Here is a 23,312-nt window from a genome sequence, read left to right on the forward strand (position 1 = left end):
GCAAAGTATTATTTTTAATCGAAAAGACAAATACATGAAAAATTGGATCCCATTAGTTTTATTACTTCTTATCTTGTCATCCTGTAAAACACGGCACGTTTCCAAAAGTGGCAACGGTGGAATTAAGGACAGCACAGTTGTGGAGAATAACAACAATCCAAAAGATGCAGGAGAACCGGTAAGGGATAAACTTACATTTTTCGAGCATGTAATAATCCCTCCTCAATTCGAACAGATTAAAATTAACAGCAAAGTTAACGTAGAAACGGGAAATTTCGTCCCTACCCTGGATGCAACGATCTATATTGAGAAAAATAAAAAAGTATGGATGAATTTATCTGTACTATTTATTAATGCTGCCAGAGGAATAGCTACTCCGGAAGGAGTAAAGGGATTTGACCGGACAAGTAAATCCTATATCGATTCTGACTTTGAATATCTGAACCATCTCTTAAATGTAAATTTCATCGATTATCAATCCCTGGAAAAAATACTTCTTGGACGAACTTTCGTAAAAGTTAACGATTCTCAGTTCATCCTTACAAAAAATGCGCAGGGTTATCAGTTGGTTTCTTCTGTGAATCAAAAGATTGTTACTGATGAAAAAACAAGAGAGTATAAAATCTCATTACAATATGATGATAATTATGATCTGCTGAACGTTCAGTTAAAGGATGTTTTATCTCCGGACCAGTTAGAAATTTCTTATAGCAATTGGGCTGAATATAATGAAATTCGTCTACCAAAAAATGTTAAAATAATTATAAAAGGTTCAAAAACAAGCCAGATTTTATTAGAAAATACGAAATTTGATTTTTCGAAGATGGAAGTGGCCTATTCAGTCCCAGCCAATTATAAGAAAATTGAAATTAAATGATTAAAAAATTTAGCTTTTTAATAGGTATTTTATTGTTCGGATTGCACAATGGGCAACAAAATAAAGAACAATTGCAGAAGCAAAATGCTGAACTTAAAAAACAAATCACACAAATAAATTCAGATCTCGCTAAAACAAGAAACGAATCTAAACTCTCCATAGCTTATCTTAATAATATCAACAAAAAATTAACCCTAAGAGAAAAAGTTTACAACAACACTCAAAAGGAAAAAAGATTTATAGAAGATGATATTTATCTTCGTCAACTGGAGATCAACCGTCAAAATAAAGAATTGGCGGTACTTAGAAAAAATTACGCAGAAGTTTTAGTGAATGCTTATAAAAACAAGGGAGTACAAAACAAAGTAACCTTTATTCTTTCTGCTAAAAACCTTGGAGAAGCTATTCGTAGAGTTCAATATCTTAAAGAATATTCGGACTATCAGGATAAAAAAGCAGCTGAAATTACAGACGCTGCAAATCAGATCAAAAAAACAATTGCCCAAAGACAAAAATCGGTTGCAGATAAGCAACAACTTTTGATAGATCAACAAAAAGATCTGGCTACTATTAATGTGGAAAGAGCTCAGAAAGAGCAGCTTGTTGAGGATTTTAAGAAAAATGAATCGAAATTAACTGCTGAATTAAAACAAAAACAAGTCCAATCCAAAGCTCTTGAAGGGCAGATCAGAAGCATCATTGCAGAAGAAATCAGAATAGCGAAAGCGGAAGAAGAAGCCAGAAGAAAGGCTGAAGCTGAGAAAATCCGTTTAGCTAAAATTGCAGCGGAAAGAGAAAAGGCAAGAATAGAAGCCGAAAACAGAGCAAGAGCAGAAGCACTTGAAAGAGAAAGAAAATTAGCTGAAGCTGAAGCTAAAAGAGCCGAGGAGCTAGCCGCAAAAAGAGCTGAAGAGGAAAGAAAACGTACAGAAGAAGCAGCTAGAGCTGAAGCTAATGCAAGGGATGAAGCACGGAAAATAGCCGCAGCAAAAGCTTCTTCGGAAGCCAATGCAAGGGCAAAAGAAGCAGCCAGCAAACTGGCAGCCGCAAAAGCAGCTGAGGCCGCATTAGAAAAGAGAAAAGACGACGAGAAAAAAGCAGCAGAAACCAAAGCGATGACGAATTTTGGAGTTTCTACTGCGGCAGGCAATAATTTTGCTGAAAACAGAGGAAAGCTAGGCTTCCCTGTTGACAAAGGCCAGATCACCCACCGTTTCGGAAGACAACCACACCCTGTTTTTAAAAATATCACAGAAGAGAATAACGGAATTAAAATCTCCGTACCATCCGGTACACGGGCAAAATCAGTGTTCCCGGGATCTGTATCTTCAGTTCTGGCTAACAGTGACGGAACCAAAACGGTAATGCTGAAACACGGAAATTATTTTACCATTTATTCAAATCTGGGAAGTGTCAATGTTTCTAAAGGCCAGCAGGTTTCCGCAGGTACCATTGTAGGTACCGTAGGACAAGACTTTGATGGGTCTTATACCCTTGATTTCCAAGTATGGAACGGAACTACACCTGTTGATCCATTAGGGTGGGTTTCTTATTAAAAAAAGACTAACTTTGTAAAAAATTTAGAAATGGAAACATTAACAATACTTGCCTTATCATGGCAGCATATCCTTATCGTAGCAATTCTGCTTGTTTTACTTTTTGGAGGTAAAAAAATTCCGGAATTAATGAGAGGTGTTGGATCAGGGATCAAAGAATTCAAAGACGCAGTAAAGGAAGAAGATAAAAATCCTACTGAAAATAAAAACTCTTCGACGAACAATCCTTCAAGCAACTAAAATTCTTCAGAATTAATGAATTTCACTGAGACTGCATGGAAAGTCTTCAATCAATCTATTGAAGACTACCACGTATTTGATGACGTTAACCATCTAATTAATAATCCTTTCGAAAAAGACAGTTTGGAACGAATTTTGTACGCAAAGAACTGGATTGATACCGTTCAATGGCATTTGGAAGATATTATAAGAGATGAGAACATAGATCCGGTTGAAGCTCTTCAATTAAAGAGAACAATAGACGCCTCTAATCAGAAAAGAACTGATCTGGTGGAATTTATTGACAGCTGGTTTCTTGATAAATTTAAAAATACAACTCCTAAACCTCATGCAAAGATAAACACAGAAACACCCGCTTGGGCTGTAGACAGATTATCAATACTTGCGTTAAAGGTTTATCATATGTCATTAGAAGCAAACAGAGAATCTGCTTCAGAAGAACATCGATTAAATTGCCAGGCAAAATTAGATGTACTTCTCATACAGAAAGAGGATCTGTCGACTTCTATTAATCAGTTGCTTACTGATATTGAAAACGGTGATGTTAAGATGAAAGTATACAAACAAATGAAAATGTATAATGATGAAAGTCTTAACCCAATCCTTTATCAAAAGGGGCAACAAAAATGAAAAGATTATTTTTTTTTGGAATACTGTTTATACTAACTTCTTCTTGCGCATCGGAAAAATTAAATTTTTCTCCGTTGTCTAATAATTTTTATAGTGAAGCAAAAGGTTCAGATTCTGATAGAGGACTAAAAAAAAGCATAGACATCAATATCAAAGAAAATGTAAATGCTTCTGAAATATCCAATTTAATTTCCACCTTTCCTAAATTCAAAACTATTAGTATAAATGAAGAGGTTCTGTCGCTAAAATACAGCCTACAGAATTATTTGTATGCAATTGATGCCAACAATATTTCAGGAAAGAACAGAGCCATTAAAAGCTTTGAAAAATCTTATAAAAAAATTCAGAAACTCAGACAGGATCTTCCAAAAGATGATGATGAAATCCTAAACAGATATTTGGTAAGGTTAAAAACCAATATTTCTGTTATAGAGGATTCTCTTAAAGGAAATTAAAAACTAGTTCAACGACCTTATTATTAATGATTAAAATTCAAGCGGAAGCAAACGTTCCAACGGAACACGGAACTTTCCGAATGATCGCTTTCTCTGAAAACGAAAATGACTGGATGCCTCATATGGCTATTATCGCTGAAAATACAGATTTTTCAAAACCAGTTAATGTACGTTTCCACTCAGAATGTATTACCGGTGAAGTTTTCCATTCAAAAAAATGTGAATGTGGGCAGCAATTAGATGCAGCCATGAAATATATCCATGAAAATGGAGGAGTTATTGTTTACCTTCGTCAGGAAGGAAGAAACATTGGAATAATAAATAAGTTAAAGGCTTATTCTTTACAGGAAAAAGGATTTGATACAGTAGAAGCTAATTTAAAACTTGGACTTCCTGCAGATGACAGAAACTTCAATGTAGCCATTGAAATTTTAAATGTGCTGGAAATTAAAGATATCAATCTTCTGACCAATAACCCTGAAAAAGTAAAATATGTTACGGAAAGTAACATCCACCTTAATTCGAGGGTTCCTTTGCAAATACCCGCGAATGATATCAGCAGAGGTTATTTAAAAACAAAGAAAGATTATTTTGGTCATCTTCTGGATGACAATGATAATTAAAAATAAAACAAAGGGCTTCCGGAATAAATTCTGGAGCCCTTTTTAATTATAAAAAAACTGAAAAGATATATCTTAATTCTTAGTCTTTATTTTAGACTCGTCAATATTATAATATTTAATTACACTGTAGTAATCATTGTAATCGACAGGAGCTGCTGCAGTCTTGGAATTTTTCCCACCTGTATTAGCAGGTAAGATTACCACTCTAAATCTTTTGTTCGTATAGTACGTTGGATTAGCCGTTAGATTCAAGCTTGAGTTAACATTAATTCCTATATCAAATTTGCTAAAATCAAATGAATAATCAACAGCAACGTTGTTATTAGTAAAGAACGTATAAGGTAGTAATCTCCAGATTGGAGCATTGTTATTAGTAAGACCCGTTTGTAAGTAAATAAGCACAACATCAGATTGTACTAACTCATTTGTAAATGCATCTGAATACTGATATAAATTATCATTGGTTTTCGTAAAAGTTGGGGTAATGTCAAAAGCAGTCCCTATTGTATCATGATCCACAAAATTATTATCATCGTCTTTATTATCACAGCTGAATATAAATAAGCTGACAAAAGCTAATAGTAGGATTGGAAGAAATTTTTTCATTTTTATAAAAGTTTTAATATTATTTATAAAGCACATCCAAAACATATACCAAAAAACTTAAAAACATCCATTCTGATGATTTTTTTAATTGTATTTTTGTTCTTATTCAAAAGTTATGAACAAAATAGTTTGCACTTCTCTATTCATATTCTTATCTATCAGTTCAAAAATCGCTGCCCAGTATATACCAAAGGGCATTTCACAGTCTGATGTAAGCAAAGCAAACCAGTGGGTTAATCAAACATACAAATCGCTTTCCCAGGATGAAAAATTAGGACAGCTTTTCATTGTTGCTCTTTATACCAACAAAGGCGAGGATTATATCAACCAGGTAAGAAATATTGTCACCCGTGATAAGATCGGTGGATTGATTCTGATGCAGGATGATGCAGCAAGAGAAATATCTCTGGTAAATGAGTTTCAGCAAAAATCTAAAGTTCCGTTGATGATCGGAATGGATGCTGAATGGGGATTATATCAGAGAATCGCAGCGGCTCACAAATTTCCGTGGGCGATGACTTTAGGAGCCATACAGGATAAAAATCTTATTTACCAGATGTCCTCTAAAATTGCCGAAGACTGTAAGAGGATGGGAATCAATTGGGATTTTGCCCCGGTAGTTGATGTGAATACAAATCCTAATAACCCAATCATTGGAAACAGAAGCTTTGGTTCAGAGGTAGATAATGTCATCAGCTCTGCAATAGCATATTCTAATGGATTACAGGACAACAACATACTAGCAGCCATTAAGCATTTCCCTGGCCATGGGGACACCAGTACAGATTCACATCTGGATCTTCCTGTAGTTCCTCACCAACTCGAAAGGCTGAATGCTGTTGAATTGGCACCTTTTAAGGCTCTTATGACTAAAGGTATCGGTGGAGTAATGGTGGCTCACTTATATGTGCCAACGTTAGAATCGGGAAAAGGAATTCCTGCTTCGGTTTCCAAAAATATTATCACCGGACTTTTAAAAGAGAAGTTAGGGTATAAAGGCCTCATTATTACGGACGCACTCAATATGGGTGCAGTAGCCAATAAATATAAGCCCGGGGAATTAGATGCATTAGCCTTTAAAGCAGGTAATGATATTATGCTTTTCTCGCAGGGAGTGTCTGAAGGAAAAAAATTAATTCAGAAGGCTATTGACAATGGAGAAGTTCCACAATCAAGAGTTGAAGAAAGTGTAAAAAAAATATTACTGACCAAATATTATTTAGGGCTGGATAAATACAATTCCAAAAATTCTGAAAACATTAATAACGACCTGAATAATGATTCACACAAACTTTTGGTTCAGAATCTTTATTCTAATGCACTTACCCTATTAAAAGATGAGCAAAAGCTACTTCCCATTGCCGGAAAACAAGTGTATTATGTTCCTTTAGAAGAAGCTCCTTATCAGACGTTTGCCAATCAGCTAGGTTCAAATATCATTCTTAAAAAAGCTGACGAAATCAGTACAATTCCAGCTAATTCTATAGTTATTGCAGGACTTCATAAGGATAATGCAACAGCATATAAACCATATAAAATTTCCGGAGAATCTAAAAAGATTCTTGCTGATTTAACTAAAAATCAAAAAGTTATTTTAAATGTATTTGGAAGTGCTTATGCTTTAAAAGATATCAATACTTCAAAAATTTCCACGGTTCTTGTTTCTTATGAAAACAATGACGATTCCATGATTGCTACAGCTAATGCGCTATTGGGAAAGACAAAGATCCAGGGAAGACTTCCGGTACTTGTTAATGATCAACTAAAAGCAGGAATGGGACTCGATTTGAATCCTGCAACTGCTTCTGAAACAAAAGTGAATTCAACTATATTTACAACATCAAAACAATAATATTCCAATGAAAATAGGCATACTTTGCTATCCAACATACGGCGGAAGCGGTATCGTAGCAACAGAACTGGGAATGTCTCTTGCTAATAAAGGCTATGAAGTCCATTTCATTAGTTCAGCCCTTCCTGCGAGACTCGATATTACCAATCCTAATATTTTTTTTCATAGGGTAAATGTTCAAACTTATCCCCTGTTTCAATATCAACCTTATGATATTGCACTGAGTTCGATGATCTACAGAGTTGTTAATCTGTATAAACTGGATTTATTGCATGCACACTATGCCATTCCTTATGCTTATGCAGCGTTTACGGCTAAACAGATGCTACAGGAAGATAATAACGACATTCCTTTGGTAACAACACTTCATGGGACAGATATTACTTTGGTAGGACAACATCCCAGCTACAAACATGCTGTAGAGTTTTCAATTAACAAATCCGATGCAATTACCTCTGTATCTGAAAGTTTAAAAAAAGACACGCTACAGTTTTTCAATATTAAAAAACCAATCCAGGTGATCACGAATTTCATCGACAATTCTGAATTTGATGAATGTAATGAATGCCAGAGAACACAGTTCGCTGATCCGGATGAAAAAATACTAATACACGTTTCCAATCTTCGCCCTGTAAAACGTGTGGATGAAGTTCTTCAAATTTTCAAGAATGTTCATAAGAAGGTAAAATCCAAACTGATCATTATAGGAGAAGGTCCGGATATGGAGAAGGTGAACCAGTTTTTAGAAGAAAATCCGGATTTGATTTCTAAAATCAGGCTTCTTGGAAAGGTAAATGACCTGTATAGAATTCTTCAGCTTTCTGACGTTTTCTTATTACCATCAGAACAGGAAAGTTTTGGATTGGCTGCATTGGAAGCCATGGCAGCATATACTCCGGTAATCAGTTCCAACGCAGGAGGAATTCCTGAAGTAAATGTCCAGGGAGAAACAGGATTCTTAGCTGAAATCGGAAATGTAGAAGCTATGAGCAACTATACGATCAAGTTATTGAGCAATGATGAACTTTTAGCCAAAATGAAGATAAATGCGAAAGAACAGGCGATAAAATTCGATTTGAAAAACGTTCTTCCTATATATGAAGAAATGTACAAAACAACCATAGAAAATTTTAAAAACGAGTTGTCAAAAGTATAATAGATCTATTATATTTGTGACACACTCATGACGGAAAAATTACTTCAATATCTTTGGAACTTTAAAGTTTTCAAAAATTTTGACTTCAAGGATATTGAAGGAAATTCCGTTGAGATCATACATTTCGGGAAATGGAATACCAATGCCGGGCCTGATTTTCTTCTGGCTTCCATTAAAATCAATAACCTCATCCTGAGTGGAAACATAGAGCTTCATGTAAAGTCTTCAGACTGGATCTTCCATAATCATTCCGGGGATCCCAACTATCAAAATATTATTCTTCATGTTGTTTTTCAAAATGATATTGAGATTGAAGAATTTAATAATAAAAAAATTCCTACTCTTGAACTGAAGAATTATATTGATGAAAATATTCTGTGGAAATATGAGAAACTCATCAAAAAAAATCAGTTTATTCCCTGCGAAAGTATTTTTGATCAGCGTAATGTTCCTCTTCATTTCCACGAAGAAAATGTTTTAAGGAAACTAAATGAGAAATCAAAGGAACTGGAATATGCTTTACAACAGTCAAAAAACAATTTCGAAGCTATCCTCTTTCATAGTCTTGCCTATTCTTTCGGACTAAAAGTAAATGCCTATATATTCAGGCAAATTGCTGAAAGTATTGATTACAGTGTCATCAATAAAATCAGGCAAAACCCAACACATCTTGAAGCTTTATTCTTTGGGATTTCGGGATGGCTTGAGGACACGGAAGACGAACAAATGGAAATCTGGAAACGGGAATTTCAGTTCATAAAGGTAAAATACCGAATCCTGGAAATGAGGTTTCCACCTAAATTTTTAAGGTTAAGACCCCCTAATTTTCCTACCATTAGACTTTCACAACTAGCCGATCTTTATCACCGGCATCAAAATTTATTTTCTAAAGTCATACATTCAAAAAATAGTAAGGACTTGTTTGATATTTTTAAGAACGTACAGGCGTCCGGCTACTGGAATACCCATTTTAAATTTGGGAAAATTTCCTCAGTTAATAAGGTTAAAACATTAAGTAATGACTTTATTGAGCTGATTATATTAAATACGATTCTGCCATTAAAATACACCTACCATAAATATCATAATGAAGAAATTACTGACGATATATTGAAATTTTATACAGAAATAGCCCCGGAAAAGAATACTATTATTAAGTCCTGGAAAAATCTGAACATGAAAATTACCAGTTCCTTAGAAACCCAAAGCCTCATTTATCATTTTAAAAATTCCTGTGAAGAAAAAAATTGCTTAAATTGCAGTATTGGATTTAAACTTTTAAAAGATTCTTCAGATGCTTGATAATATCCGTCACAAAATGGAAAGAGAATGGTTTGGTGTTCTTACAAGAATGGGCGCTAAACTTGGAATTCCTGTTTCTAAACTTCGGGTATTCTTCATTTACTCAACTTTCGCCACGGCGGGTTTCTTCTTTCTTATCTATCTGGGATTAGCGTTTACGCTTTGGATTAAAGATATTTTCATCACAAGGAGACCAAGTGTTTTTGATTTATAATTATGGAATTTTTACCTATAACTTCACCGGAAGATTACAAAATAAAAGATATTTATCACTCCTACTCCACAACCTTTCCGGAGGATGAAAGAAGAGACTGGGACCAGTTTGTGAAGTTATTCAGCAATCCTCATGTGAAGGTTATTTCTGTATTGCACGAATCTAAAGCGATTGGATATCTTATTTTCTGGGAATTAAGCGATTACATTTTCGTAGAACATTTTGAGGTTTTTGCAGAGTTCAGAAGCCAGAAACTAGGTTCTCATATTACAGGATACTTATTCAAAAATTATCCAAGGATTATTCTTGAAATTGAACCAGCCCATATTGGGGAAGATGCTCAGAGACGATATTCTTTTTACCAGAAAAACGGATTCTCATTAATAGAAGAAATGTATGTACAGCCAAGTTACGGGGAAGGTAAGCAGCCCTTAGACTTATGGCTGCTGGCAAATTATTCTCCTGCAGATCTTAAAAAAATAAAAGAAGAAATTTATGATGTTGTTTATCATTAAAACATAAAAAGCCAGCACAATCTGCCGGCTTTAATTTTATCGTACATTTTGGAACTTTAAATGGTCAATAAGTTTAATACAGTTCCCATTAATTCACTTCGTACTCCAGTTTTATCGTGATACTTGCCACTTTCTCTTTAGAAGTTGTGTTAAAAGCACCACCATAAGAATAATCTTCATTTGAATTAGGTGCAGTGATCTGGATAACTCCCATGGTTGCCTTTTTTAAACTGCCAAGACCACTTTCTGAGTTTTCCGCAATTTTTTCCGCGCGTTCTCTGGCATCTTTTGTAGCGGTAGCGATCATTTCCTGCTTTACAGCAGTTAGCTTTGTATAAAAATAAGATGGCGAAGAGGATGTAAATTCTATTCCCCGATTGATAATCTCCGTAATATTTCTTGAAAGGCTTTCGATCTTAGCCACTTCCTTACTTTCTATAGAAACAGTCTGCGTTAGGTTATATCCTGAAAATTCTCCCTGAACACTATTTCCATTGGCATCATTATAATTACGAAATTGTTTCTGAATGTCTACTGAGGAATAAATAATTTCATTTTGCTTTATTCCTTTTGAAATCAGATAATCATTGATCACTTTTTTATCAGCAAGCAGCCCGTCGTAAGCAAGTTTTAAGTCAAAATTATTTTTTGAGAAACTTCCGGACCATGTAATAAGGTCTGATGTAAATTGCTTTGTTCCCAATCCAGTTACAGAGATTGTATTTTCAGATTTATTTCTGTTTTTAATAGCATTTCCCAATAGTCCTAGTCCAAGAACAAAACCAATGGCTGCAATAGCCATTACTATGATATTTCTGTTCATAAAATTTTGTGAATTTGATTGATTGGTCATTTAAATTTAAATTTTCTTATGAACGGATACATCAATTTCCATTCCGTAATTTTAAGATTTCTTTAACAAATCGTTCAATCCTTTTTTAATCGTTCTAAAAATGCCGGCATAGTTTCTTCTAATCTCAGCAGCACCCCCGAGAGATTCCTTGCTTTTACATAAGTTCGGGCCTGTGGTTTGATAACAAAAGAAAACTCTATAAATTCCGAGATTCTTTCCGCAGGAATTCCTGCATTAGTAAAATAATCATCATCCACTCTCTTTCTCACCCATAAAATATTGTCCTGCAGATCGTCATATCTGTATTGACGTTTTTGTCTTCTTGCTTTTCCACTAATGAGATCAAAGGCTCCCTGAACATTCAGCTGCCCTAAAAGTATCGGAAGTAGTACCTGTTTTACTTCTGCCGGTTTTTCCCTCATTTTTCCAACAGGTTGTGGAAGGCCCACTGCCTGCTGAACAATTTCCCCTTTATCAACTTTAGCAACACTTCTTGAATCCTTAGCCAGGTCCCCGGATAATTTCTTTACCTCTACTTCCTCTATTTCTTCAGGAATTTTTATCATTGTTATGAAAAGTTGAGAATCAACACCATCTGCAAAAACTCTTTTAGAAATCCTTTCATATCCAGGTCTTACAAACCTTAATTCATCATTTTTTGAAGCTTCAATAGAAAACTCGCCCGAAGAATTACTATAGACTTTCTTATCTGTTGAAAGGTTGATGACCGTAACAGATCCAAGATTAATGTCATTATCATCTGTTATTTTCCCCGTAACGATCTGTTGCGAATAGGCAATTCCATATATAAACAAAACAATAAATAAAATTATATTTTTCATTTAATTATGATTGTTTTATTGCACTATTAATTTTTAATTACGTGGGTCTTGTCGTATTCTATGAAAGCAATTCTTAGTTCTGATTCGATCACGCTTTTATTAAAAGTTTTCCTGTATTTTTTTGCAAGATACCTTTTATCGTTAGCATATACCAGAAATTCATCTATCTGCTCTTCATTCATTCCCTTTTCTATAAGAAAATCTAAATTGATCTCCAGTTTAAGCCTGTTAATGAAATTTTGGGTTTCATAATAATCAGGTTTGGTAACTTTGGGTTGGCTTGCTTTTTTTACAAGACCTATACCCGTGAGAAACAATTTGACCATATCGACCTGTCTTACATTAAAATCATGTCCACTAAAGGTTTTAGGAATTTTGTTCTCGGGTAATGGCTCTTTCAAAGGGCTTCTCATATAGGCATCCATTTCAGATTTTAATACAAGGGTCTTCCTTGCCTGATCATAATGTTTGCTATCTTTTTCCAGATTACCTGTGGGTTTATAAGGAATTTCAACTTCCGGAATTAGAGTTTCAATCTTGAGGAGTTTAATATCTAATGGTAAATTTATATTCTCCTTATTGATCTTCTTATCAACACGGTAATAATCTTGCTTTACAAAGCGGATCTCTTCGTTTTCCTTAGCTTCAATTACAAATTGACCGGAAGAATTACTTTGAGTTTTTGTGTTGTTGGAAATATTGTAGATAAGAACAGACGCCAGAGCATTATTATTCTCATCCGCTACTCTGCCTGAAATCTTTTGTTGCGAATAAAAATGGGCAAAAGCAAAGCACGGTACGATATACAAAGTATTTTTGATCATAAAACATTCATAGATTATCTCTGGGTTTGAGGAGCGCGATATGAGGAAATTCTAGACAGTACAGCTCTTTGAAATCTCATCAGGTCTGCATCACTGCAAAAACCGTATTTAAGGATCTGTCTCCTCTCAAAACCTGATCTTAAGACATAATAAATGAAATGCTCGATTAAAGATTTATCTATTTTTAAATCTATAAAATACTGATCTCCGAGGCTTTCACGCAAGTAACGCATGAGATCCACATCGTCCCACTTATCTTTCACTTTCCCGATTGAAAACCCTTGTCCTTTTGGCTGGACAAACTCTCCTGCTTTTGCCGCCAGGATTCTCGGATCAGATTTTTGGGCAATGTATTTGTCAATATCTTGGGTTAACTTTTCTACTTTTCTGGGTCTGTTCAGGTTTTTAGAATCTACTTTCAGGTCGCCTGTGAGTCCCTTCTTTACTTCGACCTCTTCAATAAGAGTAGTCTGCCGGATTAACGTTATGCTTAGAGGAGCTGAAATATTGTCTTTTGTAATTCTCCTGTTCATCCTTTCGTAACCGCTTTTTATAAATCGAAGTTCATCTCCTTCCCTGCCTGAGATCATAAAATGTCCATCAGCATTAGTGGTTACACGTTCATCAGTTCTTATGTTGATTACAGTAACATCAGGCATTTCTATATGCTCTTCTGAAGTTATTTTTCCGAAAAGATAATCCTGTGCCTTTATTTTTTGAATGAAGAAAATGAGTGATAAAAGAAAAAGTAGTTTTAATTTCACGGAAAGTTTTTTTATAAAACAAATCTAAACTTATTTTTAATGTTTTCCACAAGTTTAACCACAGTTAACGCGTTTTAGCATTTTTTTTGATTTTCCATTCTGATTTTGTTAAAGCACCATTTTCAATTGTTAAAATTTCATTTAAATTTTAGCTAACTTGCATCTTCAATTCATCTCAAAAAATGCAAAATTCTTATACAGTAATCAATGCTTCCGCCGGTTCCGGAAAGACCTATGCGCTGGTTCAGAGGCTTCTGATGATCTGTCTTCGTTATCCTAATCAGCAGCATGCCATCAGAAATATTCTGGCATTAACGTTCACCAACAAAGCGGCCAATGAGATGAAAGAAAGAATTTTATCCTGGTTGGGAGCCTTTTCTGCAAGCAACTTCGCTGATAATAATGATTTAAAAAACATTCAGAAAGTTTTTGAAGAAGAAGGTTTAAAGATAACCATTGATGAATTGCACATCCGGTCTAAAAAATTACTGGATTATATTCTTCATAATTATTCTACCTTAAATATTGGTACAATCGATCGTTTTAATTCTCGCCTGGTAAGAAGTTTTTCTTACGAATTAGGGTTAGCTAAAAATTTTAATCTCGAGATTGAAGCAGAGCCTTTCCTCATTGAAGCTGTAGACAAAATGCTTGATCAGATCGGTGAGAATGATGCAATATCAAATTCTTTCATGGATTATGTTGATTACAGCCTCGAAAATAACGAGCGAATCAATCTTAACAAGAACCTTTATCACTCTGCAAAAGAGTTTGTAAAAGATATTCACTATGAACAGCTGAAAAGCAATACCAATTTTGACGATTCCAATTATGAAAATATAAAGAATACTATCCGGAAAGAGATTGTATTTAATAAGAAAAGAGCTGTTGAAATCGCTACGAAATCTATTGATCTTTTTAAATCAAGAAATATCGATGTTGAGGACTTTGCACAAGGTAAAAACGGTATTGGAGGATTTTTTACTAAAGTTCTGGATTTTTACCATCAGAAGAGACCTGGTTTTCCTTTTCCGACAACTCAGGAAGACTCTGTGGTTAATAATTACAGAAAAGGAGCCGCCTCAAAATCAAAAAGTAAAGAACCTGAAATTCTAGAAATTCTTGATGAATTATTAGAAAACAGAATGCAGCTTATTCTTCTTTATATTGAAACACAGAAAAAGGAGAAAATATTATCTGCATTACTTCCTTTAAAAGTAAACAAGGACATTCAGGATGAATTAAAAAAAATTGAAGAGGAAAATGATCTTGTTCTCCTTTCCAAATTTAATATCCTCATCAATGAAAACCTGAAAAATGAACCTTCGGCTTTTATTTATGAAAAAGTAGGCTCCCAGTTTCAGCACTATTTTTTTGATGAATTTCAGGATACTTCGGAATTACAATGGCAAAATTTCGTCCCATTAAGAGACCATAGTGTCTCGACAGAGAATACAACATTTACATTGGTAGGTGATCCCAAACAAAGTATTTACAGATTCAGGGGTGGTGAGAGCAAGCTCATGCTGGACATTATCAACAAAAAAGAAATTTCTCCCAAACAAGCCGAACTTCTTGTATTAAAAGATAATTGGCGAAGTGCAAAAAATATTGTTCGATTCAATAATGAACTGTATCAATTTCATGCCTTAAATCTTGAAGAGGAACATAAAAATATATTTGGGACGGATGCCGAACAAAATCCTAAATCAGAAATTGATGGAAGGGTCAAAGTAAATCTTATTGAAAATCTCACCAATGAGGATTTCTACAATGACACTTCCGAAAGAATGCAGAAAGACATTCAGGATTGTCTTGACAACGGATTCAGGTTTGCAGATATTACTATTCTATGTCGTGGCAATTTTGATATTTTCAGCTATTCACAGAAGTTAGGGAACCTGAAAGTGAGGTATAGAGGAGAAGAAACCAATATTAAAACCATATCAGATAAAGGACTGACACTAGAACTCTCAAATACCATTCAGGCTGTCATTGAGTTCTTAAAATGGGAAACCAATCCTAAAAACAAAACCAATTTAATCATGATGATGTATTATCTGAATAAATTGGGAAAAGTAAACATGCCAGATTTTACCCTGAGTATGAAAGAAATTCTGGATATTGAATCCCACGATGACATCCTCCCGTTTATCCAAAACAAATATGCTTTACGACTAAAACAAGATCACTTCCCCCGATTTAATTTATACAATTTTGTAGAGTACTATATTAATGAGTTTTCTTTTGATAATAAAGAAACCGACTTCCTGTTAAACTTTCTTGAAATGCTCTTTAACTTTACTCAAAATGCAGGAGCGAGCACTAAAGAATTTTTAAAATACTGGGATGAAGAAGCCTCCACATATACCATTCAGGCCTCAGAAAATATTGATGCTATCCAGATCATGACGATTCATAAAGCCAAAGGACTTGAGTTTCCGGTTGTTTTTATTCCTATGATGAATAAAAACCGTGATGCTGAATTTTCCAACTGGTTTGAAACCAACAGCAATGAAGCTTTGAAATCTGTTAATATCAATCAGTTTAGCAAAAGCCTGGAAGTCTATGATGAAGAAATTGAAAAATTCAATAAGAAGAATTCCTATAAAAATCTGATAGACAGGTTGTGTCTTCAGTATGTCGCCACTACTCGACCTGTAGAACAGCTGTTTTTCTATATTCAGAAACAAAATAAAACTTCAAATAATCTCGAAATCCTGGAATTTATTCAAGGTAAAAATACAGAACAGTCTGATGAATTTGATCTTTATGAGGTACATCCTGAAATGCTCAAAAAAAACTCTAAAGTCAAAACCTCATCTTTCAGGACAAAAGATATCAGGAATCTCAAAAATATCAACGAAAAAAATACATCTGTAAAAATAGCGACACCATCCAAGAACTATCAGGTTCGCAATGAGAAAGTGAGGATAGGACTTTTCGTTCACGAACTGTTATCTAAGATCAATACTAAAAAAGATATTCAGAAAGTATTGGAAAGCTACCTTCTGGAAGGGCAAATCACAGTAACTGAAAAGAATGAAATTGAGGAAACGCTTCAGGAAATCGTTACAACTCATGCTGAATTCTTTGACGAAAGATGGGAAGTAATCAACGAGAAAGATATCATGATCTCCGAAAGAGGGGAAAGCAGAATTTACCGGCCCGACAGAATTCTGAAAAATGGTGAAGATTATATCATTGTAGATTTTAAAACCGGAGAAGTCACTGAAAAAAATGACCGTCAAATTGAAACTTATAAAAGTGTACTGGAAAGTCTCGGAAGGAAAGTTATCAAGACCCAGCTCATCTATTTATAACGCAAAATCCCTTTAACAGAAGGATTACAGGGATCTTTAAAATTTATAAATCTTAGAATTACGACAAAATATCGTAGAACTACGACATGAAATCGTAGAACCACTACAAAAATCAAATCTTGTCTTTAAAAATTTTTGAGTCCGATTAAAGTACTATACATTTGCTACATAATCACTGAATTATATAATATTTAATAACGATTAAAATTTACCATTATGGCAGCAAATTCAAGAGGAATCTTAAAATTCAACGGAAGTGAAGGTCAGAAATTATTAAAGCTTAACTACAGCGTATCAAGATCTACAGACGTTTCAGGACGTGTAGCTTCTGACCCTTCCAATGCAATCATCAAATTAACGATCGAGGCTACAGAAAAATCTGACATCTTAGAAAGTTTACTTAACGGGAAATATAAGCCTACAACAGGTGAAGTTACTTTCAACAAATCTCACGAAGAAGGAACATTAATTACTTTAACATGGGAGAACGGATATGTAATTCAACATGAAGTAGACTTTGATGCTGTGGATGACAACAGTATGCTGATCAGCTTCATCGTAAGTGCAGAAAAAATTCATTATGGTAACGGTATCTATGAAGGTATCTGGCCAGGTGCATAATCAATGCCTACAAACATTTATACATAAAAGATCATCCCTATGGATGATCTTTTTATCTCTCCGGGAGAATATTATACAATTAATCATTCTCTTTGGTCACTTAAATTGTTCAGTTAGTAAATAAAATATTTTATACTTGTTTTTCAATATAGCGATTATAAAATAAACCTTTACATCTATAAAAGTCGTAATTCTACTACAGTTTTTAAAATTTAACAAAATTAATCAACTTGAATTGGAAAACATTTCTAATTTAGTAAGTGAACACCAAAAACATAAGAATGAAAAATAAGACTACCAACGCAGATAAAATTGCTGAAAATCATATTGCAGGAGTACAGCGTGTGGTGAAGCTGGACGTAGTGATTGAAGGTAAAATTATTAACCATTTCAAACACTTCCGCTTACAGCAAAGTACAAGAAGACATCATAGCTTTGAGTTGACCTTAGCTCACGATTCTTTAGGGTCTTTGCAAAATCATGAGCTTGATCAGGCTCAGCAGTTTCTCGGAAAACGCTTAACGGTCGTTTTTAAATATAAGGATGCTGAAAATGAGAGTCCTGAACAAACTTTCGTCGGACTCATTACCAAAGTGGCTTTTAGTCAGGAAAAAATGAGTTTAGGCAATATTGTTCTGAAAGGATACAGCCCTACTATTTTAATGGATTCCGCTCCACATACACAAAGCTTTGGCGGTGATAAACCGGTGAATACTTCTATCATTGCCGACAGGATTTTAAAGGAGACCCTTAATTCAGGTAAATTTGACTATAAAGTTGATACCCAGAACAAAAGCTATATTAATTACAGCGCCCAGTACAAGGAAACCCATTACAATTACCTTGCGAGGCTTGCCGAAACCTACGGAGAGCAATTCTATTATGATGGCGAAACACTGTATTTCGGTAAACTTCCACCCAAAGATCAACCCATACGCCTTACTTACGGAAGTAATGTAAGTGATGTTTCCGTGGAACTGAGAGCGGTGCATACTAAACCGGAGTTTTTTGGATATAACAGCAGTAATCACACAAAATTATTAAGTACATCTGCAAGCATAAAGCATTTGGGACAGCTGGCTGCCAAGGCTTATGATCTTAATAATGACATCTATAAAACCCGTTCCCTGAACCCATCTCCAATTAATGCCAATATGTCGTTAAATGTTGATGATTCCCAAAAAAGTGCTGCGGGAAGTGCCGCAGTAGAAGTCTTTACCGTATCAGGGACAACCTCTGTTCCTTTTTTACATCCTGGTTGTGTTGCAGATATAGAAATGAGAAAACCGGATAGCAACCAGACGACTTATTTCACCAAGCTTATGATCACTGAAGTCTCTCACGAAGTTAATACCAGAGGTATCTATACAGGATCATTTGAAGCAATAGCCGAGGGGACCGGATTTATTCCAAAACCGGAATTTATTACCCCAAGTGCAGAACCACAGATTGCCACAGTAGTTTCCAATACAGATCCGTTAAATCAGGGACGGATACAAGTACAATTTGACTGGCAGCTAAATGACACCACTCATTTTATAAGAATGATGAGCCCTGATGCCGGAGGGACAGATGTAATCACTCAAAACAGAGGGTTTGTAGCGATTCCGGAAGTTGGAGATCAGGTAATGGTTGGCTTTGAATATCATCATCCCGACTTCCCTTTCGCCATGGGTGGAATGTTTCATGGAGCTGTTGGTTTAGGAGGAGGCGTTAACAATCATATAAAATCGATACAAACGCGAAGTGGAAATAAGGTAATTTTTAATGACGCAGAAGGAAGTATCTACATAGAAGATCCGAGTGGGAATACCTACTTTATGGATGGAAAAGGAAGCATTATTGTGAATGCCCCAAAAGATATGACCTTTACTGCAGGAAACAATATAAGAATGTCCGCAGGAAATGATATCACTTCCATAGCGGGCAGCAATATATTTGCTACAGCAAATGTCAATATCGTATCGAATGCGGGAGTAAACATGGTTGATACAGCCGGAAGAGATCTTTTACAAACTGCTACAGGAAATATTCATGAGTCTTCTGATATGAGAACAGAGATTGCTGAAAATGAAAGAAATGTTCAGTCCAAAAAGAGCGACTCTTATGCTGAAAAGGTTACCGTTGTGAGTACTAAAGAAAATATGATCTTACAAAGTGAGAAAACCGTAAAATCTCAAAGCGGAGAGCAAGGAAATTCACATTAAAAACAGTGATATGGCCATTGTAAAAAAAGCTAATAATATCAATATACAGGTCAGTAATAACTATACTAATCTATGCAAAGTTTCCAATGAAGAATCGGAACATGTAATTATTGAGGCTACGAAGCAAAATCTTGAGCTCTCAAGTCAGAAACGTGCCATATTACAAGGTTTCGGAAAAGATGGAAAAGGTGATGAAGGATGCAAAGAAGGGGTAGTCCGAATAAGCCAGAAGCTCATTGGCAAGGCCAAAAGGGATCCTGGATTCAATTTTGACGGAACAAAGGCCGAAGACATGTATTTTGCCGATAAGCCGGCATCTTCCGCCTCCATACAAAATGATCCGGTTTTTAAATTAAATGATGCAACATTAGGAGCATATCTGGATCAGCTGATGAAGTCTTTATCTATTGGTGATATGGAAACTGTAGCCCTGGAAATGTCGGATCGATTTAAAAAGGGCACAGGTGGAACTTATAAGAGTGATGTTCTGAATAAAAAAATTGCAGGCAATGATGCCTTTATCACTTATCATAATAAATTTCTAACGGATTTTAAAAAGGAGCTGAAAAAAAGTAATTATGATCCAGCTGCAATGGGAGTTGTTTCGATGGGACTTTTAAATTTTTCGTCATTCTGGGATAAAGTATCAGGATTAGGGATTACAGTACATCAGGTATGGAGTGCCAAAGCAGAAATCCAGGATTATTCTTATAACAAATGTACCAAAGTATGGAGCGGAAAGCTGAAATATACGTTTTACGATCACTATGGTCTGGATTGGGATGATATCGTAAAACATGGTGGTGACATTATCCCGCAATACCATACCGGAGATTTTTTCAAAGCCTGGTATATTCTACAGCATTACAGAACGGCAAGACCTTTCATTACAGAAATGGAAAAAAGCGTAGATTTAAATGGCAATTCCGATAAGGACTAAATTTATCATGAAAAACTTAATCATTTTATTAACATTATTTGTGGCATGTATCCAAAACAAGTCGGAAGACTTTCAGTTAGTTGCTTTATCTCCCGTTACCTACGAGTTTAAAGCAGGAGAAAATAAAAATAGAATCGACTATTTTTATGTTGAAGGAAATTTTTCATACGACGTTGATGAATATGAAAAATTGAAAAAGAAAATTGATGACAAAACAGCAGGGACAGATATAAAGAACTATCAGTTATATTCTGTTTATATCTATAAAAAAACAGATGTTCTGAATCAACAGTATAAGGCTGGAAGAGAAGGATTAGACGGTCACAACCAGGATCTCATTGCTTATATCAGATATGATAAAGGAAACAGGGATATTTTTTATATAACCGAAAGAGGCAATGTGGTTTATGATGTTCTTTCAAACAAGGAAGAAGATTTTGAGTTTGAACAATAATACAAAAACTAGAAGCAACCATGGGCGCAGGTGTAGTATTTGATGAAAAGACCAACATTCCCAGAAAAGGGATTGAGGCAACGCAAGTCAAAAGTATTAAGCTGATTTCTGACCTGGATGATGGTTCTTTAAACGACGGAAGTAAAACGATCAAGGAAAAGTCAGGGCTTGTATACGGAAAGACCTATACATTCAAAGTAGAAACATATACCAACGATGCACCAAAGGATCCTAGTATGATTCGGTGGGCGGTTAGCTATACAGATACTGAAACAGGTAAATTCTACAAAAATGCTTTGGAAGGTCCCAATACTGGTGAAGAAATCAGTATAACATTTAATGATGCCAACGGATGTGGAAATAATCTGGAGATCAAAGCATATATCAACGATGTAGATAATGAAGGAAAATTAACCCTTTTCAAACACAACAGATTCCGGTTTTTTGACCGCAAAACATTAAAATCGGAAATCCAGCAAAGGATGAATACCGGAAAAGATATAGATCAGGGACAAAGCTCAATGTGTGCTATTGCACTGATCGGGCACTTTCTGGCTATCCAGAAACCCTCTGATTACGAAAAAATAATTTTAGACATGCACCGTACGGGTGAAGCTATAGTTCCGTCTACTCAATATAAAATTAAAATGGATAAGGATGAGCACCTTATCAAAGTGAAAGATTCCGATGCCAGCTATCCGAATAACAGCAATGGTGGAAAAATGTCTTATGCTGACTTTATATTTTTATTCACAATTAAGGACTATTTGAATAGTGTTTTTGATTACGATCCCGACGGTACAAGTGCAGGCGGTTTTGTAGAAGGAGGTACTGGACTCACACTTCCTCACGAAGTGGCAAGCATGATGAAGAACATTCTTTCTTACACTGATGTGAAAAATGAGACCAACCTTGTGACAAGTAAATGGGCAAGTGCAAAAAATTCGGCAAATGAATTGTCCGGGCTTCTCACCAGCGGCTATAGTATTGGCCTCCTTATTACTGCGGGTAATTTTCAGAATAACAGCAAAGGTACATTTACGATTCCTAACCACTGGGTAGGACTTAAAGGAGTTACATTAGATGAAAAAAATGAAAAAGTGATATTGACCCTGTTTACATGGGGGGATATCAGTAAGGTATGGACTGTATCTTTTGATCCTTTTGAAGACGGATATTTCGGGTATGTAGCAGGAAAATAACTCAATGATATAACTAACGAACGGATTATGATAAATAATTTTATAATAAAAAACTGGAAAACAATTTTCAATATTCAGGTAGTCATATTTGTGGCATTTGCTATCCTTACATTTATTTATTACTGGGATAAACCAGCACATACCTATTTCAACAGAAGCTTTGACACTTCAAACCTCCAGGCCGTGTTTTCTTTACTAATGACTTATCTTTTCGTCTTTTTTATAGCTATGGCTTTTATTTATCCTATCCTCTTTTTAATTCAGATATTGAGTTTACGAAAGGAAAAGGGCAACAAAAAAACAATGAAATTATTGATACTGTTTGTATTATATATTTTAAGTATTATTTCAGTTTTTGCGTTATATACCATTAACAATGCTCAGGCCATAAAAGCTCTTAATCACTAACATCAATAGGAATGTTTTTCTAACCACATTTATAAGAACGCAATGATACCTTCTAAAGCTGACATATTCCCAACATCCACTTATTTTTTACAGGATAAATGTACCGTGAAAATAGGAAGAGAGGAACATGAAGCCTTACTGTCTTATACATTATACGTAGAAACCAAAGAGGATGAAGATTATGATGTATCTATCAGCAGGACGAATCTTAAAGTAAATAATAAAAAAATAGATACGAAGTTCCTTGAAATATCAAACAGTTATATGGAAGCATTATTTCCTATTCACTGTAAAATAGAAAACTACAAACTTAGCATCCACAATATAAATCAGATAAAAAAACGCATACAAAAAACGGACTCAGAAATACGATCTGTTTATAGTGGAGAAGGCACAAATCATATCCGGAATCATTTTTTCAATGCTACAGAAACTGAAGAAAAACTTATGCAATTTATCCGAGAGCTCCATTTCATGAAAGTTGCTGAAGCCAGTATGCAAAAATTCAACAATAAAAAGCAATATGACACTTCCTGGAAGGTACTTCCGATCGGGACATCACAATGGAAGGGAGAAACTTTCTATGAAAAGGAAAAAAATATCCTATTCTTTGAACCTAAAATAGATAATGCCCAGGAAATTATGAATGACGTTATCAGATATATTCATCAACATGAATATGCCGTTGATTTTGAGAAAGAAAACGTCCCTCTCTATGCAGATTTTAAACATAATATCAGCTACACGGGTAAAACAGCAAGAATTGAATCAGCCGAAACCGATGTCTGTATAGAAGTAGAAGATAAATTCTATTACCAACACATTATAACCATACAAACAAAATAACG

23 protein-coding genes are annotated in these 23,312 nt (G+C 34.9%); 18 read left to right on the forward strand and 5 right to left on the reverse strand.

The window, feature by feature from the left end:
• Positions 1-34: 34 nt before the first annotated feature.
• From G9C87_RS19630 to ribA, 6 genes are read left to right on the forward strand one after another with little or no spacing between them, the layout of a single operon-like run.
• Positions 35-877: a DUF4292 domain-containing protein gene (locus G9C87_RS19630; RefSeq protein ID WP_172284321.1), complete on the forward strand. Its 843-nt coding sequence runs from the start codon at positions 35-37 to the stop codon at positions 875-877.
• The gene (locus G9C87_RS19635) at positions 874-2,433 is read left to right on the forward strand and encodes a peptidoglycan DD-metalloendopeptidase family protein (protein ID WP_172284322.1); all 1,560 of its coding nucleotides are present in this window, start codon (positions 874-876) and stop codon (positions 2,431-2,433) included. The genes G9C87_RS19630 and G9C87_RS19635 overlap by 4 nt, the downstream gene beginning before the upstream one ends.
• A gap of 30 nt (positions 2,434-2,463) precedes the next feature.
• Positions 2,464-2,673 carry a twin-arginine translocase TatA/TatE family subunit gene (locus tag G9C87_RS19640; protein ID WP_172284324.1) on the forward strand — a complete coding sequence of 70 codons (210 nt, stop codon included), beginning with the start codon at positions 2,464-2,466 and terminating at the stop codon, positions 2,671-2,673.
• A gap of 15 nt (positions 2,674-2,688) precedes the next feature.
• On the forward strand, positions 2,689-3,303 hold the full coding sequence (locus G9C87_RS19645; protein ID WP_172284326.1) for a DUF4254 domain-containing protein: 615 nt from the start codon (positions 2,689-2,691) through the stop codon (positions 3,301-3,303).
• Positions 3,300-3,758: a hypothetical protein gene (locus tag G9C87_RS19650; RefSeq protein WP_172284328.1), complete on the forward strand. Its 459-nt coding sequence runs from the start codon at positions 3,300-3,302 to the stop codon at positions 3,756-3,758. The genes G9C87_RS19645 and G9C87_RS19650 overlap by 4 nt, the downstream gene beginning before the upstream one ends.
• A gap of 26 nt (positions 3,759-3,784) precedes the next feature.
• Positions 3,785-4,381 carry a GTP cyclohydrolase II gene (gene ribA / locus G9C87_RS19655; protein WP_172284330.1) on the forward strand — a complete coding sequence of 199 codons (597 nt, stop codon included), beginning with the start codon at positions 3,785-3,787 and terminating at the stop codon, positions 4,379-4,381.
• Positions 4,382-4,453: 72 nt separating this feature from the next.
• Here ribA and G9C87_RS19660 read toward each other — a convergent pair whose 3' ends face one another.
• Positions 4,454-4,987 (reverse strand): hypothetical protein, encoded by a 534-nt coding sequence (locus G9C87_RS19660; protein WP_172284331.1) that lies wholly within the window; start codon positions 4,985-4,987, stop codon positions 4,454-4,456.
• Positions 4,988-5,102: 115 nt separating this feature from the next.
• Between G9C87_RS19660 and G9C87_RS19665 the strand changes: the two genes are divergently transcribed.
• The 5 genes from G9C87_RS19665 to G9C87_RS19685 are packed head-to-tail and all read left to right on the forward strand — an operon-like array spanning position 5,103 to position 10,026.
• Positions 5,103-6,839, forward strand: coding sequence for a glycoside hydrolase family 3 protein (locus G9C87_RS19665; protein WP_172284333.1), 1,737 nt, complete (start codon positions 5,103-5,105; stop codon positions 6,837-6,839).
• 7 nt (positions 6,840-6,846) lie between these two features.
• Entirely contained in the window at positions 6,847-7,995 is a 1,149-nt protein-coding gene (bshA, locus tag G9C87_RS19670) for an N-acetyl-alpha-D-glucosaminyl L-malate synthase BshA (RefSeq protein WP_172284335.1), read from the forward strand.
• Positions 7,996-8,022: 27 nt separating this feature from the next.
• On the forward strand, positions 8,023-9,297 hold the full coding sequence (locus G9C87_RS19675) for a DUF2851 family protein (RefSeq protein ID WP_172284336.1): 1,275 nt from the start codon (positions 8,023-8,025) through the stop codon (positions 9,295-9,297).
• Entirely contained in the window at positions 9,290-9,511 is a 222-nt protein-coding gene (locus G9C87_RS19680) for a PspC family transcriptional regulator (protein ID WP_007839346.1), read from the forward strand. Before G9C87_RS19675 ends, G9C87_RS19680 begins: the two co-directional genes overlap by 8 nt.
• A 2-nt stretch (positions 9,512-9,513) precedes the next feature.
• Positions 9,514-10,026, forward strand: coding sequence for a GNAT family N-acetyltransferase (locus G9C87_RS19685; RefSeq protein ID WP_172284338.1), 513 nt, complete (start codon positions 9,514-9,516; stop codon positions 10,024-10,026).
• A gap of 88 nt (positions 10,027-10,114) precedes the next feature.
• On the opposite strand, the gene G9C87_RS19690 is transcribed toward G9C87_RS19685, so the two are convergent.
• From G9C87_RS19690 to G9C87_RS19705, 4 genes are all read right to left on the reverse strand, one after another.
• Positions 10,115-10,849: an SIMPL domain-containing protein gene (locus G9C87_RS19690; protein WP_172284339.1), complete on the reverse strand. Its 735-nt coding sequence runs from the start codon at positions 10,847-10,849 to the stop codon at positions 10,115-10,117.
• A gap of 104 nt (positions 10,850-10,953) precedes the next feature.
• Positions 10,954-11,721, reverse strand: coding sequence for a carboxypeptidase-like regulatory domain-containing protein (locus G9C87_RS19695; RefSeq protein WP_172284341.1), 768 nt, complete (start codon positions 11,719-11,721; stop codon positions 10,954-10,956).
• Positions 11,722-11,747: 26 nt separating this feature from the next.
• Positions 11,748-12,545, reverse strand: coding sequence for a carboxypeptidase-like regulatory domain-containing protein (locus G9C87_RS19700; RefSeq protein WP_172284343.1), 798 nt, complete (start codon positions 12,543-12,545; stop codon positions 11,748-11,750).
• Between the two features lie 14 nt (positions 12,546-12,559).
• A complete protein-coding gene (locus G9C87_RS19705) occupies positions 12,560-13,309 on the reverse strand; it encodes a hypothetical protein (RefSeq protein ID WP_172284345.1) in 750 nt (249 codons plus the stop codon).
• A 182-nt stretch (positions 13,310-13,491) separates the two neighbouring features.
• Between G9C87_RS19705 and G9C87_RS19710 the strand changes: the two genes are divergently transcribed.
• From G9C87_RS19710 to G9C87_RS19740, 7 genes are all read left to right on the forward strand, one after another.
• Positions 13,492-16,632, forward strand: coding sequence for a UvrD-helicase domain-containing protein (locus tag G9C87_RS19710; RefSeq protein ID WP_172284347.1), 3,141 nt, complete (start codon positions 13,492-13,494; stop codon positions 16,630-16,632).
• A gap of 216 nt (positions 16,633-16,848) precedes the next feature.
• Complete coding sequence (tssD, locus tag G9C87_RS19715) at positions 16,849-17,253, forward strand: type VI secretion system tube protein TssD (protein ID WP_172284349.1); 405 nt, start codon at positions 16,849-16,851, stop codon at positions 17,251-17,253.
• Positions 17,254-17,534: 281 nt separating this feature from the next.
• Complete coding sequence (locus G9C87_RS19720; RefSeq protein ID WP_172284350.1) at positions 17,535-19,460, forward strand: type VI secretion system Vgr family protein; 1,926 nt, start codon at positions 17,535-17,537, stop codon at positions 19,458-19,460.
• 10 nt (positions 19,461-19,470) lie between these two features.
• On the forward strand, positions 19,471-20,400 hold the full coding sequence (locus tag G9C87_RS19725; RefSeq protein WP_172284352.1) for a DUF3289 family protein: 930 nt from the start codon (positions 19,471-19,473) through the stop codon (positions 20,398-20,400).
• 7 nt (positions 20,401-20,407) lie between these two features.
• Entirely contained in the window at positions 20,408-20,854 is a 447-nt protein-coding gene (locus G9C87_RS19730; RefSeq protein WP_172284354.1) for a hypothetical protein, read from the forward strand.
• A gap of 20 nt (positions 20,855-20,874) precedes the next feature.
• Complete coding sequence (locus tag G9C87_RS19735; RefSeq protein ID WP_172284356.1) at positions 20,875-22,056, forward strand: hypothetical protein; 1,182 nt, start codon at positions 20,875-20,877, stop codon at positions 22,054-22,056.
• Between the two features lie 450 nt (positions 22,057-22,506).
• A complete protein-coding gene (locus G9C87_RS19740; RefSeq protein WP_172284358.1) occupies positions 22,507-23,310 on the forward strand; it encodes a hypothetical protein in 804 nt (267 codons plus the stop codon).
• The last annotated feature ends 2 nt before the right edge of the window (positions 23,311-23,312 follow it).

Source organism: Chryseobacterium sp. LAM-KRS1, from assembly GCF_013184525.1.
Classification (GTDB): Bacteria; Bacteroidota; Bacteroidia; order Flavobacteriales; family Weeksellaceae; genus Chryseobacterium; species Chryseobacterium proteolyticum.